Genomic DNA, 16,334 nt, shown 5'->3' on the forward strand with positions numbered 1-16,334 from the left:
CCAGAGACCTGCTGCACGCGCTTTCGGCTTGAGTTCTTCGATGATTCTGGTGGGAATCCAGGCGTTTCCCTTGGCACGGTTTTCAGCAATTTCCCGAAAAAATCCGACTTCGTTCGGGTAGACGTGCTGGGTCATGAACTGAAGCAGGCGGTTCTGCAGTTCCTGTACTTTGGGGGTGTAGTCGAAGTCCATGAAATCTCCTAAAAGTATTAACGGTATGGTCGGGGGTGATGGTGAAAAGTCGCTGGTTTCAAGCTCGGCTTTTAAGCGCAAAGTCCCAAGCCATCTTTGCCAGCAACGGCGCACCCGCCGCTGAACTGACTGCCTGGGCGCTGGAAGCGGTGCCCGCTTCGACCCGTTTGGCAATGCCTTGCAAAATCGCGGCGAGGCGAAACAGGTTGTAGGCCATGTAAAAGTTCCAATCGGCTTTGAGCGCCTCGGGTGTGGTCAGCCCGGTGCGCTCACAATATCGGCGAATGTACTCGGCCTCCGTTGGAATGCCCAGGCTGGCAACGTCCAGCCCACCAATGCCGCGGAACGCGCCCGGTGGAATATGCCAGGCCATGCAGTGGTAGCTGAAATCGGCCAGCGGGTGGCCCAACGTGGACAGTTCCCAGTCCAATACCGCAAGCACGCGCGGCTCGGTGGCATGGAAAAGCAGGTTGTCAAGCCGAAAGTCGCCATGCACGATGGAAACCATACTTTCATCGCGCGCACTGGTCGGAATGTTGGCCGGCAACCATTGCATCAGACTGAGCATCTCGGGGACGGGCTGGGTCATCGGGCCTGCCCCGTCGGCCGAGGCGGTATATTGCTTGCTCCAGCGGCCTATTTGGCGCTCAAAGTAGTTGCCGGGTTTGCCATAGTCGGCCAGTCCACGCTCTGCAAACTTGACCTTGTGCAGGGCGGCGATGACTCGGTTCATTTCGTCGTAGATCTCGCCGCGCTGGTGGTTTGTCAGGTCGGGCAGGGACTGGTCCCAGAGGACACGGCCGGCGACGAACTCCATCACATAAAAAGCGCGTCCGATGACCGATTCGTCTTCGCAAAGGCAATACATTTTTGGGACCGGAACGTCGCTACCCTGCAAGCCCTTCATGACCTTGAATTCACGCTCTACCGCATGGGCGGAAGGCAGTAGCTTGGCGACCGGGCCGGGCTTGGCGCGCATCACATAGGACTTACTGGGGGTGATTAGTTTGTAGGTGGGATTGGACTGCCCGCCTTTGAATATCTCAACGGTCAACGGGGCGTTGAAACCATCCAGGTGTTGATTCAAGTAGGCGATCAGGGCGTCGGTATCAACAGCGTGCGCGCTGGATACCGCCCGGGTTCCTACAAAGTGGTCGAAGTTGTTCATGGCTTATTTATCAATCTCAGCTTCAGAAATGCGCATCAGAGTTTCGCGGTTGCGCACCACCAAGCCACCCGGCTCGATGCGGATGGCGTCCTCGCGCTCCATGGACTTGAGTTCCTGATTGACCCGCTGGCGTGAGGCACCGAGCAACTGGGCCAACTCCTCCTGCGCCAGTTGAAGGCCGATACGCACCTCGCGTCCATCGGCCAAGCTCGGCACGCCATAGCTTCGCACCAGGTGAAGCAGCTGCTTGGCGAGGCGTGCCCGCAGCGGCAGTGTGTTGAGATCTTCCACCAGGCCGTAAAGCTGGCGAATGCGCCGTGCATGCAGGCGCAGCATGGCTTCGTAAAGCTCCGCATGCGCTGCCAGTATTTTTTTGAAGTCGGCTTTTGCGACGCACAGGATGGTGGTGCTGCCATGTGCATAGGCGTCGTGCGTGCGCCGGTCGCCGTCGAAAATCGCCACGTCGCCGAACCAAATGCCCGGCTCTACGTAAGTCAACGTGATCTGCTTGCCTGAGAGCGAGGTGGAACTCACACGCACGGCACCCTTGGCGCAGGCAATCCATTCCTCCGGCGGGTCGCCCCGGGCCGAAATGAGTTCGCCGTCTTTGTGGCGTCTGACGTAAGCGCATCGAAGTATGTCGTGCCTCAAAGAAGGGGATAGGGAGGAAAACCAGCGGCCATTATTAATGGCCTCTCTTTCGTCTATAGTAAGAATTGGATCGTCCATGGTCTGTCTTTTGAGTGACTCATAAGAGTCGCATTGTCGCTTGAGAGACGCGCCCTGCGCCAGTCATCTGTCGCCTGGGTGTCGAACGTGAATCGTCTTGCCGCGTGAACCTGGTGCAGTCGCAAGGCGGGGTTTGTCAACGGTACTGGGGCGTTCGTTTTTGCAGAAAGGCTTCGATGCCCTCGGCACCATTGGCGTGGTGCAGGTTCAGAACGAAATGATCGCGCTCACTCGCAAGCTGCTGACTCAGTGTGCTCGCCGGCGACTCGTTAATAAGCTCCTTGATGCTGGCTAGCGCATTGGGTGCGCGTGCATTCAGCTGTTCGGATAGCTGCAGGGCCGCGGTGAGGGCATTGCCAGCGGCGCATACGCGGTTCACCAGGCCTAAGTCGTGCAGCCGCTGGGCGCTGATGCGCTCGCCGCACATGAGAAGTTCGCTGGTCAAAGCGCGCGGCAAAGCGCGGGCCAGACTCCAGCTGCCTCCGCCGTCGGGTGACAGCGCGACCGTGCTGTAGGACATCACGAAGACGGCGTTCTCAGCGGCCACGACAAAATCACAGGCCAATGCCAGTGAAAAACCGGCACCGGCCGCAGCGCCTTCGACCGCAGCTATCACCGGTTTGGGATAGGTGCGGATCGCCTCGATCCAATTGTGCAGACCTTCGATGCTTTCGGCTTGTACGGCGGACGCCTCACGCCGGTTGGCTTGCAGCCGTTGCAGGTTGCCACCGGCACAAAACGTCGAGCCTTCGCCAGTGATTATTACGCTGCGGATTTCGGGATTATTCTCGGCAGAATTGAAGGCCTCGATGCCGGCTGCGTAAATTTCTGGACCGAGCGCATTTTTGAAGTCGGGGTTACTGAGCGTCAGTATGAGGGTGCGCCCCTCGCTGGTAGTTTTCAGTGCGCCGGCCATTTCAACTTTCCTCGTGCATCAGGCTCAGGCCGATGGCGCCGCGGCGCCGCAGCCAAGGGGAAGGGCGGTAGCGTTGGTCGCCATACACGGTTTGCATATTGAACAGCACCTCCAGAATGTTGGTCGGGCCATAACGGTTGCCCATAGCCAATGGGCCCAAGGGGTAGCCTAGCCCCAACGTGACGGCAGTTTCCAGGTCTTTCGGGCTACAAATGCCCTGCTGACAGATGTCGCTGGCAATGTTGACGATGGTGGCGACGACGCGCTGCGTCACAAATCCGCCGCTGTCCCGGATCACGCTGACCGGTTTACCGTCGCGAGCGAACAGCGCATGTGCAGCATCGCGCATGTCGGTGCGAGTCGCAGGGTTGGTCGCCAGCACACGCCGTTTGGTGATGCCGTCGTCGATCAGCATGTCTATACCTACGGTGCGCGACGGGTCCAGCCGCTCGACCACGGCGACGGTGGTGATGTCAAAACCCAGCGGAGCGACCAGCAACAGCGCCTCCTGCGACGCAGCGTGACCCGTTTCGATGTTGGCACCGAGATTTTTGAGCAACTGCAACAGCTCTGATCGTCGGGACGCCCGGGGCGATACCCAAATGGGTGGTATTTCAGAAACTTCTGGCGCTGGTGCTTCGGCGGGAACCTGGCCTACTCCGTCCGTATAGCGGTAAAAGCCTTCGCCGGTTTTACGGCCCAGCATCCCGCCTGCCAAGCGCTGAGCGGTGATCACGCTAGGGCGATAGCGGTCTTCTTCGTAATACTGGTGGTAGATCGACTCCATGACCGGGTGAGAGACATCCAGTGCGGTCAGGTCCAGCAGTTCGAAAGGACCGAGTTTGAAGCCGGCCTGGTCACGCAGGATACGGTCTATGGTGGCGAAATCGGCGATGCCTTCGCTCACAATGCGCAACGCCTCGGTGCCGTAGCCCCGACCAGCATGGTTAACGATGAAGCCGGGGGTATCCTGGGCCAGAACGGGGGTGTGTCCCATCTGGCGAGCGTAGTTGGCCAGGGCGCTGCAGACAGTCGCACTGGTTTTCAAACCGGCGATGACTTCCACCACCTTCATCAGCGGGACCGGGTTGAAAAAGTGATAGCCAGCCACGCGCTCGGGCTGCTTCAGCGCCGCTGCAATGGCTGTAATCGACAGTGACGAGGTGTTGCTGGCTAATACGGTGTGAGGGGGTACAAGCGCCTCAAGTTCAGCGAACAAGGTTTTCTTGACATCCAGACGCTCCGCAATAGCTTCGACAATCAAGTCGCAATCTGCAAGATCGGCCAAGCTGTCCGCCACCAAGAGCCGGGCCTTGTAGCCCGCCGCCGCAGTGGCCTCCAAACGGCCTTTCCCAACCAGCTTATCCCATTGCGTGCAAATCGCCTCACGGGCTTTTTCTGCTGCGCCGGTCTGCACGTCCATTAACTTGACGAGGCTTCCCGCTTGCGCGGCAATCTGGGCGATGCCTCGGCCCATGGCACCCGCGCCAACAATTCCAACGGTTTGGTAAATTAGTTCCATTTATGAATTATGGCTGACCCGGTTCCGCTGCGGTGCTATGAACGTGCCTTGTTGGACGCACCTCGTCGCCACTTCAGTATGTGGGCTTCGGTGGGTGTGCCGCGTGCCACCAGGGCTTCATCACTGATACGTTTGTTCGCATTCTTGCGTCGCCAGTGCACAAAGTAGCCGCTGGCGCTGAAGCCCATTACGTGGCAAGCCGTTTGAGTTTGCTGTTTGCGGTATTCAAGCGCTAAGGCCCGTGCGACAACTACCATCGGGCTTTTCTGCACCTCCCGGCGCTGTGATCTGATGTGCTGACGCAAAGTGTCGTTTCTGGCGGGCGCGGTCAAAGTTATCTGCCGACCTTGTGGTTCACAACACCTTGCTCAGGAATCTGCGCGTGCGTTCTTCTTGGGGCCGGTCAAAAATGTCGGCGGGAACGCCTTCTTCAACCACCAGACCCTCGTCGATGAACAGCACCCGATCAGCAACCTGGCGTGCAAAACCCATTTCGTGCGTGACCACCACCATGGTCATCCCTTCCTCCGCCAAAGCTTGCATGACGGCTAGCACCTCGCCGACCATTTCAGGATCCAGCGCTGAGGTGGGCTCGTCAAACAGCATGATGCGCGGTTGCATGGCCAAGGCTCTTGCGATAGCTACCCGCTGCTGCTGCCCCCCGGATAACTGGTTTGGGTAGGCCTGAATCTTGTCGAGAAGTCCAACTTTGTCCAACAGCTCGGTGGCGCGGATGCGAGCCTGCGCAGCGGTCAATCCGCGTACTTTCGTGGGAGCCAATGTGATATTTTCCAACACAGTTTTGTGTGGGAAAAGATTGAACCGCTGAAATACCATGCCAATTTCTGAGCGCAGCGCATCCACATCGGTTTGGGGTTCATGCACTGAAATGCCGTGTATCAGCACTTTTCCACCCGATGCGTCTTCCAGACCATTCAGACACCTGAGAAAGGTGCTCTTACCCGACCCGGACGGCCCGATCACACAAACCACTTCAGACGCCTTGATGGTGCAGTCGATACCGCGCAGCACCGGGAGGTGACCAAACTGTTTGGTCAATCTTTCAACGCGAATCACCTCGACCATAGCGATCCTCCAATTTGTTAATGCCGTATGCAAGGCCCAGCGTGAGCACCCAATACATCAGCGAGATGGTGAGATAGGGCTCCCAATAGCGCGAATAGGCGCCAGCCACGGTGCGTGCGGCGTAGGCCAGCTCCGCCAAACCAATCGCCGAAACAAGTGACGAGTCTTTTAGCAATGCAATGGCGTTATTGCCTAAAGGCGGCAGCATTCTACGAAACGCTTGCGGCAGCACAATGTGGTACATGGTTCTGGGAAAGGACATACCCAGTGACCGCGAGGCCTCCACCTGGCCCCGGTCAATCGACTGGATACCCGCCCGAAAGATCTCGGAGATATAGGCCCCAGCATTCAAGGTGAGAGCGACAACCCCTGACAGAAAAGCACCATAGTTTTGCTTGATGTTGCGCGCGGCTTCACCCGAAATCAACAGGCCATCCGCCTGATTGATAAACAGCGGGAGCACTGCAAAGTGAATCAACAGAATCTGTACGAACAGAGGGGTGCCCCGGAAAAAACTGACGAAAACAATCGAGGGCCAGCGTAAAGCGTATTTACAAAGCTGTTTTGCAGGTGCTCGGCGGGCTTCAGCCAGGCGCGCCAAGCCGAGCACCAGACCCAATGCCGTGCCCTGAACAATGCAAATCAGCGTAATCGCGACGGTCATTTGAAGACCTTGCCAAAACAGTGATGCGTATTGGAAAATAATGTCGGCGCGAAACCAGCCGAACCAGAGGACTTGCTCCATAACGAATCCGGTTGGTGATTATTGGGCTGGCGTTGCAGCCATGAACCATTTTCGGCAGATCTGCACCGGCAACCTGCCGGACTTGGCTGCGGCCAGGTCGGCTGAAGCCGCCGTATTGTTCGGGAAAGTCATGGTGAAGTCCATCAGAGTAGCGACTGAAATTTGTGAGGAGCGTTAAACGCCCTGGTAAGGACGCAAACGAAAGTGCGGCAATGGTAACGCTAGCAATCAACCAAGTTTCTTGACCAGCACCTGACTTTTCCGGTCCCAGTTGTACTTGCGTTTGCGGGCTTCCGGCAGCCAGTCCGGGTCAACCAAAACAAACCCGCGCTTGATGAACCAGTGCATGGCCCGTGTGGTGAGGACAAAAATGCTTTGGAGGCCGTTGGCGCGGGCTCGCTGCTCGATCCGTTTGAGGATTTTTTCGCCATCGCCCTGGCCCTGACTTTGCGGCGACACGGTGAGCGCCGCCATTTCACCGGTCTTGGCTTCCGGATAGGGATACAGCGCGGCGCAGGCGAAGATCACGCCGTCGTGCTCGACGACGGTATACAGGTTTGCATCGCGCTCGATCTCGGTGCGGCCGCGTTTGACCAAGGTACCATCGTTTTCAAACGGCTCAATCAGCTGCAGGATGCCGCCCACGTCGTCGCCTGTGGCTTCGCGCAGGGATTCCAGCTTTTCGTCCACCACCATGGTGCCGATGCCGTCGTGCACGTAGATCTCCAGCATTAGCGAGCCGTCGGTGGCGAACGGAATGATGTGGCTGCGTTCCACGCCAGCCTTGCAGGCCTGGACGCAGTGCTGTAGATAGAAGGCCGTGTCGGTGGGATGCTGGGGGCTCGGCAGGTGGGATAGCAACTGCTCGGCGGCGGCCAGTGGCAGCTCGGTGGCGATCGGGTTGTCCTCGCCTTCGGGGTCGAGCGGCTTGACGCGGATACCGGGGATTTCGGTCAGGAAGATCAGTTTGTCAGCCTGCAGCGCAATGGCCACGCTGGTCGCCACCTCCTCCATCGTCAAGTTGAAGGCTTCTCCGGTGGGCGAGAAGCCAAACGGCGAGAGCAGAACCATCGCGCCAAAGTCAAGCGTGCGTGATATGCCGCCGACATCGACCTTGCGCACCATGCCCGAGTGCTGGAAGTCAACGCCATCCAGAACGCCCACCGGGCGCGCAGTGAGAAAATTACCGGAAATGACGCGCACCGTGGACCCGGCCATGGGTGTGTTGGGAAGACCCTGGCTGAAGGCCGCCTCAATTTCATATCGCAATTGGCCGGCGGCTTCCTGGGCGCTGTCCAGCGCCACTTCGTCGGTGATGCGCAGGCCGTGTGAATATTTGGCTGCGTGGCCCTTAGCTTGGAGCTGTTCGTTGACTTGCGGGCGAAAACCGTGCACCAGCACGATCTTCACGCCCATGCTCTGGATCAGCGCCAGATCCTGCGCAATGTGCGCTAACTTGCCCGCGGCAATGGCTTCGCCGCAGACGCCCACCACAAAGGTTTGATTACGGAATTTGTGGATATACGGCGCTACCGACCGAAACCAGGGGACAAATGTGAAATTGAAGACGGCAGACATGGGTGCGCTTTCGGGTTCGGAAGGCGATCGCGAAGATGGGCTAACAGGCGGTTGAAAAGCAGGTGTTTCAGGGGCTCGAAGCTATTTCCCGGAAAACATGGAAAAATTGCAATGAGTGTAAGGGAGGAAGCGGCGGCCTCCTTGCCGATTCACGTCTACTGTCCAAAGTTGCGTTATATCGGCAGGACAGGTATTGTTCACCCAAATGGAACAATTTGTAATCGGTTTTTGGGGCTGCTTTTTCGGGACGACCGGCTTGATGCTGGCAGGTTCGGTGGTTGCCTTCATTCATTCCCTGCGCCGAATTGCCCTCAATGCAGCCCTGTCGGCAGTGGCATCGGCTTTTTTTGTGACCGCCTTTCTGGGCGAGTTGCCGATTGCTGATCCCAACACCTTGGCGCGATTTTTGGCGTTCGTGGCCTGCCTGGTGTCTACGCTGCTGGCGTACCTGCTTTTTTCCATTCTCGGCATTCTGCAACCGCCCAAGACGCGGCGACAAGTCATCACGGCGCTGGCTGCACTGGCGGCTGCCGTGATCGTGGCCGGCTGGTTCGTTCGACCGCTGCAGGCGCTGGGGCTGAGCACGGCCGTGGCCTGCCTGCTCGGTGTGGTGGCGCTGGCCTCAAGCATCCGTAGCGCCTTGCGCGGTGACCGGCTGGCCTGGGTGGCGGTATCGGGGGTTTCCTTCATGCTGGTGGCCCTGGCCGGACTCGGCTGGATTGCGCTGGACCGGGCCCATGTACCCTGGCAGGTTCACGCCGTCAGTGCCCTTGCTGCGACGGCCTATCTGGCGACTATGGCGTCGGTGCTCTGGATACGGTATTCCTACCTCATTGAGTTGCACGAGGTGATGGCGCAGGGACCGAACTATGACCCGGTCACCCGCATGCGTTCGGACGTGGAAACGGGTTACATGGTGGGCGCTGCATTCAAGCATTACCGCGACAAGCCTGCGCCGCTGGGCGTTATTGTGATTTCCATCGCCAACTTGTATGTGCTCAAAAATCTCTATAGTCTGGCCGCGTTGAACCATGCATTGTTTGTGTGCGCCGGCCGCTTGCGGCGCACGGTGCCAGCGCATATTGAAATGGGTCGGCTGGCCGACGACGGGTTTTTGCTGTTGGTGCGCAACTGCGAGGACAGTGGCCACCTGATCGAGCTGGCGCACGCGGTCCAGGCGCGCTTGTCAAAGCCTGTGATCCTCCATACCCGCCCGGAAGCCGGGTCGCTGGCCCCTAAGCAAACTCGGTGGACTGCCGATGTCGGGGTAGGGGTGTTGAGGGTGTCCGGGGATGATGCGCGTGCAACCACCACGGTGGCCATGGGGCGGGGTACTTCGCGAACGGCCTGGGCTTACCCCAGCCGGGTTGCCTGGTACGACGAAAAAAGCGGAGAGATTGTGGGCGTGCCGGTGCTTGCGTCTTAAACCGCGGGCGCGCAACCGGCATCGGCGCGATAACTGCTCAAACTCTAGCGCCGGCAAGAACACCGATAATCAGCGCCTTTGACTGCTGACTTCTCCTTGCTCCCCCTGGCCATCACCTTTCCCGACTCGTTACCTGTTTCCGGCAAGCGCGAAGATATTACCGCTGCGCTCGCTGCGCACCAGGTCATCATCGTTTGCGGCGAAACTGGTTCAGGTAAAACCACGCAGTTGCCGAAGATTGCGCTGGCGATGGGTCGCGGCAAACTCAATTACCCGGCCGGCCAGGGCAAGCTGATCGGACATACCCAGCCGCGCCGCATTGCAGCCTCCAGCGTCGCAAAGCGTATTGCCGAGGAACTGAAAACGCCGCTGGGCGACGTGGTCGGCTACAAGGTCCGTTTTCAGGACCGGCTGAGCCGGGATGCCTCCGTCAAGCTGATGACGGACGGTATCTTGCTGGCCGAAACGCAGACCGATCCGCTGCTTAGAGCCTACGACACGATCATCATCGACGAGGCCCATGAACGAAGTCTGAACATCGACTTCCTACTAGGCTACTTGCGCCAGTTGCTGCCGCGCCGGCCTGACCTGAAAGTGGTCATCACCTCGGCGACCATCGATGCGCAGCGTTTTGCCGACTATTTCGCCTCCGCCAAAGGGCCGGCGCCGGTCATCATGGTGTCCGGCCGCGTGTTTCCGGTGGAGCAGCGTTACCGGCCCTACGAAGAGTCGCGCGACTACGATTTGAACGACGCCATTGCGGATGCGGTAGATGAGCTGTGGCTTAACCCGCACAGCGCCGGCGATATCTTGATTTTTCTACCTGGTGAGCGCGAAATTCGCGAAGCTGCAGATCACTTGCGCAAACACCTGGCCCATCAGCCCCTGAACCGCAATGCAGAGGTGCTGCCGCTGTTTGCCCGCCTCAGCCAGGCAGAGCAGGACCGAATTTTTGACGGCCACAGTGGGCGACGTATCGTGCTCGCCACGAACGTGGCCGAAACTTCGCTCACCGTGCCAGGCATTCGCTACGTCATAGATGCGGGCACCGCCCGCGTCAAGCGTTACAGCTTTCGCAACAAGGTGGAACAGTTGATGGTGGAGCCGGTGTCGCAGGCCGCGGCGAACCAGCGGGCGGGACGCTGCGGGCGCGTCGCGGATGGCATTTGCATCCGTCTTTATGATGAAAAAGACTTTGCGGGCCGGCCCCGGTTTACGGATCCGGAGATCCTGCGCAGCTCGCTCGCCTCGGTGATTTTGCGGATGAAGGCCTTGCATTTGGGTACGATCGAAGACTTTGCCTTCATCGAGCCACCGCCGCGCCGCGCGATCGCCGACGGCTACCAGCTGCTGGCCGAATTGGGTGCGGTGGACGACGACAACGAATTGACACCAGTGGGCCGAACGCTGGCAAAGCTGCCGTTAGACCCCCGGGTAGGCCGCATGATCCTGGAGGCAAAAGACCGCCAGGCTCTCGATGAGGTGCTGGTGATTGCCAGCGCGCTCAGCGTGCAGGATGTGCGCGACCGGCCGATGGACCGGCAGGCCCAAGCCGACCAGGCCCATGCCAAATTTGACGATGAAAAAAGTGAATTTAGCGGTTATTTGAAGCTTTGGAAGTGGTTGGGCGACAGCCGAGGCGGGCATGGCGCGGAGCACAAGCTTTCCAATCGGCAATACGAAAGCTTGCTGCGTGAAAACTTCGTCAATATCCGCCGCGTGCGCGAATGGCGCGACATTCACTCTCAACTGCACACGGTAGTGGGCGAACAAGGCTGGACGCTCAACGATAAACCCGCGAGCTATGAGCAGTTGCACTTGTCGATGTTGTGCGGCCTATTGGGCAATATTGGCTGCAAAAACGACGAGGAGGATTGGTACCTGGGCGCGCGCGGGATCAGGTTCTACCGCCATCCCGGCGCCAAGCTCAGCAAGAAGCCGGGCCGCTGGATTGTCGCGGCTGAGCTGGTTGAAACCACCCGGCTTTTTGGCCGTGGCATTGCCAACATCGAGCCGCTATGGATAGAGCAGGTGGCTGGTCACCTTTTAAATAAGCAGTTGCTCGACCCGCATTGGGAGAAGAAAGCCGCGCAAGTCACGGCGCTTGAGCGTGCCACGCTCTATGGGTTGGTGGTTTACAACGGCAGGCGGGTTAACTTTGGCCGGGTGGACCCTGTGACGGCGCGTGAGATCTTCATTCGCGAGGCGCTGGTGGCTGGAAACTGGGACTCCAAACTGCCGTTTCTTGCCGCCAACCTTAAGATGATCGAGCAGGTGCAAGACCTCGAACACAAGGCGCGTCGGCAAGATGTGCTGGTGGACGAAGAGCTGATTTACGCTTTTTACGACCAGCAGTTGCCGGCAGAGGTGTGCAGTGGAGCCAGCTGTGAACGCTGGTTCAAAGACGAAGTCAAAAAACAACCAAACTTGTTGTTGCTGACGCGCGATGAGCTCATGCGGCATGAAGCTGCAGGCATCACCAGTCAGGCCTTTCCCAAAACCCTGAGGTTGGGTGGCGTGGATTGCGCGTCCGTATATCTGCACGAGCCCGGCGACGCTAAAGACGGCGTCACCGTGGACGTCCCGCTGTTTGCCCTGAACCAGGTGAACGAAGAGCGCTGCGAGTGGCTGGTGCCGGGTATGTTGAAAGACAAAATCCAGGCGCTGATTAAAACCCTGCACCAGCGGCCCCGTTCGCGGTTGGTGCCGCTGCCAGACACGGCAAGCCGCATGGCTGAACAACTGAGTCTGCCGGCGGTGTTTGGCAGCGGTTCCCTGACCGACGCTGTGCTGAAATGGGTGCGCGATGCGACTTCGCTCGATATCAAGCGCGCCGATATGAAGCTGGACATGCTGCCACCGCATCTGTTCATGAACTTCCGCATAGTGGACGAGCATGGCCGGCAGCTCGGCACCGGCCGAAACCTCGGTGCGCTAAAAGGCGAATTGGGAGCGCAGGCGCGAGGCGCCTTCCAAGCGCTAGCAGGTCTTAAAAACTTGAGAACGAAGGTAGGAAGTGCGACCGCAAAAAGCACCGACGCCCTACAACCAACAGCGTCAAATAGGTCCTTAGTCCCCGCGCAAACAGCGCCAGTAGCGCCTGAAAAAATAGCATCGAGAACGCCGGAACACTACACCACCTGGAGTTTTGGCGAGTTGCCCGAACTGATGGAGATTCACAAAGGGTCTCAAACGCTGATTGGCTTTCCGGCGCTGATCGATTTGGGTGACTCGGTGAAGATTGAGGTGTTTGATGAGCCCGATGTGGCAGTCGCCAAACACCGCGGTGGCCTTCGGCGGCTATTTTCATTGCAGATCAAAGATGCACTGAAGTACCTTGAAAAAAATCTCCCGGAGCTGCAAAAAACAGCCACGGCTTACATGTTGGTGGGCCGGGCTGCCGACCACTCGGGTGGCGGCACTTTGGAGGAGCTGCGTCAGCAAATCATTGAAGTAGCGTTGGACCGCGCTTTCCTGCAGGAGCCACTTCCTACGTGCGAAGCAGATTTTAAAAAACGCAACGACGAAGGGCGGGGGCGCCTGACCCTGATTGCCAGCGAAGTGACGCGCTTGGCCGCCAGCATCCTGATGGAGTTCGCCGTGGCACAGCGGAAAATCAAGGACGTCAAAAATGCCACTGATGCCGCGCTTGACGCCGCGCAGCAGTTGCATCGACTGATGCCAAAACGGTTTTTAACCCTTACGCCATACGCCCAACTGCAGCACTTTCCACGTTATCTGAAAGCGATCACGCTCCGGCTTGAGAAGTGGCGTACTGACCCAGCGCGTGATGCCACGCGCCTGAACGAATTGCGGCCGCAGGAGCAGCGGTACTGGCGCCTGGTAGCAGACCGCAAGGGTGCAATAGACGCCCGCATGCAAGAGCTTCGCTGGCTGCTCGAAGAGTTGCGGGTGAGCTTCTTTGCACAGGAGTTGCGTACGCCCCAGCCGGTCAGCGTAAAACGGCTGGACAAATTGTGGACTCAGTTAAATAGCTGAATCAGCGCCATAGCGCGGTACAGCTTGAATCCAAAAAGGGGATTTAAAAAAAGGACCTTGCGATGGCGAGGTCCTTTTTTTCGGGGTGGTGGAGGGCGAGTTGAAAACTAGATGCGCCCCATCAGGAGTAGAACAACCAGAATGATAACGATCAGGCCGACGCCCCCGCTGGGACCGTAACCCCAACTCCGGCTGTGCCCCCAAGTCGGTAGGGAGCCGACCAGGATCAGGATAAGAATGATGAGCAGGATGAGCGATAGGGACATTGAAACACTCCTTGTTGTGTACCATGATTGTTGCCAGGAAGGGGGTGAAAACGGGCAAGAAGGCGACGCATTTAAACGTCAGGAGATGCCTACAGTTTGGCCAGGCGTTGCAGTGCAAGATACAAGGTTTCGTCTTTTTTGGCAAAACAAAAACGCACTACGCGCTGGTCGAACCCGTCACCATAAAATGCCGACAGCGGAATGGCTGCAACTCCGACCTCCGTGGTCAGCCATTTACAAAAATCAATTTCGCTGAGGTCGCTGACTTGTGAGATCTCAACGCACTGAAAGTAACTGCCTTCGCAAGGAAGCAATTTAAACCGGGTGTTGACCAATCCACTGCGGAACAGATCACGTTTGCGCTGGTAAAAAGCCGGCAAGCCGAGGTAAGGACGGTCATCAGCCATATAGGCGGCTAGACCATGCTGCATAGGCGTGTTGACGGTGAAGACATTGAACTGGTGCACCTTGCGGAATTCCGCCGTTAGCGTGGCAGGCGCTGCGACATAGCCAACCTTCCAGCCGGTCACATGGTAAGTCTTGCCGAAACTACTCACAATGAATGCCCGTGCCGAAAGCCCTGGAAAGCGCGCTGCGCTTTGGTGGCGCTGGTGTGCCTCGCCATCAGTCGTGTCAAACACCATGTGTTCATAGACTTCGTCACTGATCAGCAAGATATCGGTTGGCGCCAGCAGGTCCTGCAGCTTCAACATGTCGGCCTGAGGCCAGACAGTTGCGCTGGGGTTGTGCGGCGAATTAATAATGATCGCGCGAGTTTTGCTGGTGATAGTAGCCGATATCTTGTCGAAGTCGGGACGAAATGTGCCGGGTGTTAAAGGAACTCGCACCACCGTTCCACCCGCCAATTCAATATTAGGCGCATAGCTGTCGTAACAGGGTTCCAGCACGACCACTTCATCGCCAGGGTGGACTACGGCCAAAATGGCGGTGATGATGGCTTGCGTGGCCCCCGCCGTGATGGTGATCTCCTGGTCGGCGCTGTAGCTTCGGCCATACAGCTTTACCAACTTGGCGGCAATAGCTTGGCGCAATACAGGTATTCCCGCCATGGGCGGATACTGGTTCAATCCGCCGTTCATGGCCTCCAGCACCGCCAGTACCAGCTTGGGGTCGCAATCAAAGTCAGGGAAGCCTTGGCCCAGATTGACCGCACCTTTTTCCGCTGCCAGCGTGGACATGACGGTAAAAATGGTTGTTCCGACATCTGGCAGTTTGCTTTTTAGCGGCGGGGTGCGCGGTGCGCTTGCGCCCAGCGTATGTTGCATTGCGATGGTCATACTTCGTAATCGTTGCCTCGGCCCGCCATGGCCTTGGTGATCACTGCACGGTCGAGTTGATCACTAAGCAGCTCGGCAAATTTGTAAACAAAATTACGCAGGTAGGCACCGCGTTTGAACGCCACGCGGGCGACGTTCACGCCAAACAGCGAACCGGCAGGCAGGGCCACCAAGTCGCTGTTGGTGCCATCGTCCTTGAGCGCCATCTCCGCCACAATGCCGACGCCCAACCCTAGTCGTACGTAGGTCTTGATCACATCGGAGTCAATGCCTTCGAGGGCAATGCGAGGCTGCAAATGCTTTGCCGCAAAAGCCTGATCAACCTTGGTGCGCCCGGTAAACGACGGGTGATAGGTGATCAGCGGTTCGTGGGCCAAGTCTTCCAGCGTGATGCTGTCCTTTTTAGCCAGCGGATGATCCATCGGCATCACCAGCATGTGTTGCCACTCGTAGCAGGGCAGCGTCACCAGTTCGGAAAATTGAGTCAGGGATTCCGTAGCGATGCCGATTTCCGCCACTTCGTCAATGAGCATACGGGCCACTTGGTCGGGTGAGCCCTGGTGCAGGCTGACATTGACTTTGGGGAAAGCTTCGCGCAACTTGGCCACCGGGTGCGGCAAGACATAACGCGCTTGGGTGTGGGTAGTGGCAATGGAAAGCGTGCCGCTGTCCTGTGCCGAAAATTGCTCGCCAATACGCCGCAGGTTGCCCACTTCGCGCATGATGATCTCTATGCTTTGGAGTGCGTGCGCGCCGGGCTCGGTTACACGTTTGAGGCGCTTGCCATGTCGCGCAAAGATCTCGACACCCAGCTCTTCCTCAAGCTCAATAATGGCCTTGGAAACGCCGGGCTGCGACGTGTTCAAGGCACGGGCTGTTTCGGTGAGATTCAAGTTGCGTCGTACGGCTTCTTGGACAAAGCGGAATTGGTGGAGATTCATACCGAATAAAGAATAATCATTCTCTTTAGTATGCCTTTTTTAAGCTAACGAGGTGGGTGGAGTCCCTTAATTTCTTTTTCCTTTTGACTCAGAAAAGAGCGATGTCGGCCATTAGGGCCGTGAGCTGGGCGTACTCGCCGGCGGTCGGCAGGAGTTCGATCGCTACGTCAGGATGAGCGGCCCGCAGTTGTTCTATCAGTAGCGGCAAGTCTTCACGTGCATGTTTGCCGACCCCAAGGAAAAGAGGAAATATTCTTAATTGCGTCGCACCCGCCGCAATTAAATTAACTGCGGCCTCAGGCAGCGTCGGGGTGCAAAGTTCCAAATAGGCGCAGCAAACCTTGGTGCCGAGTCGGCGGGCGCGGATTTGCTCGGCGACGGCTTCAATCGGCGCTCTCCACTGGGGGTCGCGAGAGCCATGAGCGAACAGAATAATACCTAAAAGGCTCGATTGCTTAAGCGTCATTT

Annotated in this window: 14 protein-coding genes and 1 pseudogene; 2 read left to right on the forward strand and 13 right to left on the reverse strand. The window is 58.0% G+C overall.

Annotation, left to right across the window (positions count from 1 at the left end):
* The 9 genes and pseudogenes from HHJ16_RS00590 to argA form a co-directional block, all read right to left on the reverse strand.
* Positions 1-192, reverse strand: a pseudogene (locus HHJ16_RS00590) (acyl-CoA dehydrogenase); the annotation flags it as partial.
* 58 nt (positions 193-250) lie between these two features.
* Positions 251-1,360: a phosphotransferase gene (locus HHJ16_RS00595; protein WP_293639839.1), complete on the reverse strand. Its 1,110-nt coding sequence runs from the start codon at positions 1,358-1,360 to the stop codon at positions 251-253.
* 3 nt (positions 1,361-1,363) lie between these two features.
* On the reverse strand, positions 1,364-2,089 hold the full coding sequence (locus tag HHJ16_RS00600; RefSeq protein ID WP_293639841.1) for a Crp/Fnr family transcriptional regulator: 726 nt from the start codon (positions 2,087-2,089) through the stop codon (positions 1,364-1,366).
* Positions 2,090-2,225: 136 nt separating this feature from the next.
* Positions 2,226-3,005: an oxepin-CoA hydrolase, alternative type gene (locus HHJ16_RS00605; RefSeq protein WP_293639842.1), complete on the reverse strand. Its 780-nt coding sequence runs from the start codon at positions 3,003-3,005 to the stop codon at positions 2,226-2,228.
* 1 nt (position 3,006) lies between these two features.
* Entirely contained in the window at positions 3,007-4,527 is a 1,521-nt protein-coding gene (locus HHJ16_RS00610) for a 3-hydroxyacyl-CoA dehydrogenase (RefSeq protein WP_293639843.1), read from the reverse strand.
* A 35-nt stretch (positions 4,528-4,562) separates the two neighbouring features.
* Complete coding sequence (locus HHJ16_RS00615; protein ID WP_293639844.1) at positions 4,563-4,784, reverse strand: hypothetical protein; 222 nt, start codon at positions 4,782-4,784, stop codon at positions 4,563-4,565.
* 97 nt (positions 4,785-4,881) lie between these two features.
* Positions 4,882-5,604, reverse strand: a complete 723-nt coding sequence (locus tag HHJ16_RS00620; protein WP_293640015.1) for an amino acid ABC transporter ATP-binding protein — start codon at positions 5,602-5,604, stop codon at positions 4,882-4,884.
* A complete protein-coding gene (locus tag HHJ16_RS00625; RefSeq protein ID WP_293639845.1) occupies positions 5,591-6,358 on the reverse strand; it encodes an amino acid ABC transporter permease in 768 nt (255 codons plus the stop codon). Before HHJ16_RS00625 ends, HHJ16_RS00620 begins: the two co-directional genes overlap by 14 nt.
* A gap of 228 nt (positions 6,359-6,586) precedes the next feature.
* Positions 6,587-7,936, reverse strand: a complete 1,350-nt coding sequence (gene argA / locus HHJ16_RS00630; protein ID WP_293639846.1) for an amino-acid N-acetyltransferase — start codon at positions 7,934-7,936, stop codon at positions 6,587-6,589.
* 205 nt (positions 7,937-8,141) lie between these two features.
* Between argA and HHJ16_RS00635 the strand changes: the two genes are divergently transcribed.
* Together HHJ16_RS00635 and hrpA are read left to right on the forward strand one after the other, a co-directional pair.
* Positions 8,142-9,362: a GGDEF domain-containing protein gene (locus HHJ16_RS00635; RefSeq protein ID WP_293639847.1), complete on the forward strand. Its 1,221-nt coding sequence runs from the start codon at positions 8,142-8,144 to the stop codon at positions 9,360-9,362.
* 78 nt (positions 9,363-9,440) lie between these two features.
* On the forward strand, positions 9,441-13,361 hold the full coding sequence (hrpA, locus tag HHJ16_RS00640; protein WP_293639848.1) for an ATP-dependent RNA helicase HrpA: 3,921 nt from the start codon (positions 9,441-9,443) through the stop codon (positions 13,359-13,361).
* Positions 13,362-13,468: 107 nt separating this feature from the next.
* Here hrpA and HHJ16_RS00645 read toward each other — a convergent pair whose 3' ends face one another.
* The 4 genes from HHJ16_RS00645 to HHJ16_RS00660 form a co-directional block, all read right to left on the reverse strand.
* Positions 13,469-13,627 carry a DUF3309 family protein gene (locus tag HHJ16_RS00645; RefSeq protein ID WP_293639849.1) on the reverse strand — a complete coding sequence of 53 codons (159 nt, stop codon included), beginning with the start codon at positions 13,625-13,627 and terminating at the stop codon, positions 13,469-13,471.
* A gap of 89 nt (positions 13,628-13,716) precedes the next feature.
* A complete protein-coding gene (locus HHJ16_RS00650) occupies positions 13,717-14,925 on the reverse strand; it encodes a pyridoxal phosphate-dependent aminotransferase (protein WP_293639850.1) in 1,209 nt (402 codons plus the stop codon).
* Positions 14,922-15,866 carry a CysB family HTH-type transcriptional regulator gene (locus HHJ16_RS00655; protein ID WP_293639852.1) on the reverse strand — a complete coding sequence of 315 codons (945 nt, stop codon included), beginning with the start codon at positions 15,864-15,866 and terminating at the stop codon, positions 14,922-14,924. Before HHJ16_RS00655 ends, HHJ16_RS00650 begins: the two co-directional genes overlap by 4 nt.
* An 88-nt stretch (positions 15,867-15,954) precedes the next feature.
* A complete protein-coding gene (locus HHJ16_RS00660; protein WP_293639853.1) occupies positions 15,955-16,332 on the reverse strand; it encodes a CbiX/SirB N-terminal domain-containing protein in 378 nt (125 codons plus the stop codon).
* Positions 16,333-16,334: the final 2 nt, after the last annotated feature.

The sequence above is a fragment of the Polaromonas sp. genome, from assembly GCF_012927485.1.
In the GTDB taxonomy this organism is placed as follows: Bacteria; Pseudomonadota; Gammaproteobacteria; order Burkholderiales; family Burkholderiaceae_C; genus Polaromonas.

Coding starts and splice junctions, on each gene's coding strand:
- HHJ16_RS00595 (WP_293639839.1), bottom strand. CDS start 1,360: ATGAACAACTTCGACCACTTTGTAGGAACCCGGGCGGTATCCAGCGCG.
- HHJ16_RS00600 (WP_293639841.1), bottom strand. CDS start 2,089: ATGGACGATCCAATTCTTACTATAGACGAAAGAGAGGCCATTAATAAT.
- HHJ16_RS00605 (WP_293639842.1), bottom strand. CDS start 3,005: ATGGCCGGCGCACTGAAAACTACCAGCGAGGGGCGCACCCTCATACTG.
- HHJ16_RS00610 (WP_293639843.1), bottom strand. CDS start 4,527: ATGGAACTAATTTACCAAACCGTTGGAATTGTTGGCGCGGGTGCCATG.
- HHJ16_RS00615 (WP_293639844.1), bottom strand. CDS start 4,784: ATGGTAGTTGTCGCACGGGCCTTAGCGCTTGAATACCGCAAACAGCAA.
- HHJ16_RS00625 (WP_293639845.1), bottom strand. CDS start 6,358: ATGGAGCAAGTCCTCTGGTTCGGCTGGTTTCGCGCCGACATTATTTTC.
- argA (WP_293639846.1), bottom strand. CDS start 7,936: ATGTCTGCCGTCTTCAATTTCACATTTGTCCCCTGGTTTCGGTCGGTA.
- HHJ16_RS00635 (WP_293639847.1), top strand. CDS start 8,142: ATGGAACAATTTGTAATCGGTTTTTGGGGCTGCTTTTTCGGGACGACC.
- HHJ16_RS00645 (WP_293639849.1), bottom strand. CDS start 13,627: ATGTCCCTATCGCTCATCCTGCTCATCATTCTTATCCTGATCCTGGTC.
- HHJ16_RS00650 (WP_293639850.1), bottom strand. CDS start 14,925: ATGACCATCGCAATGCAACATACGCTGGGCGCAAGCGCACCGCGCACC.
- HHJ16_RS00655 (WP_293639852.1), bottom strand. CDS start 15,866: ATGAATCTCCACCAATTCCGCTTTGTCCAAGAAGCCGTACGACGCAAC.
- HHJ16_RS00660 (WP_293639853.1), bottom strand. CDS start 16,332: ATGACGCTTAAGCAATCGAGCCTTTTAGGTATTATTCTGTTCGCTCAT.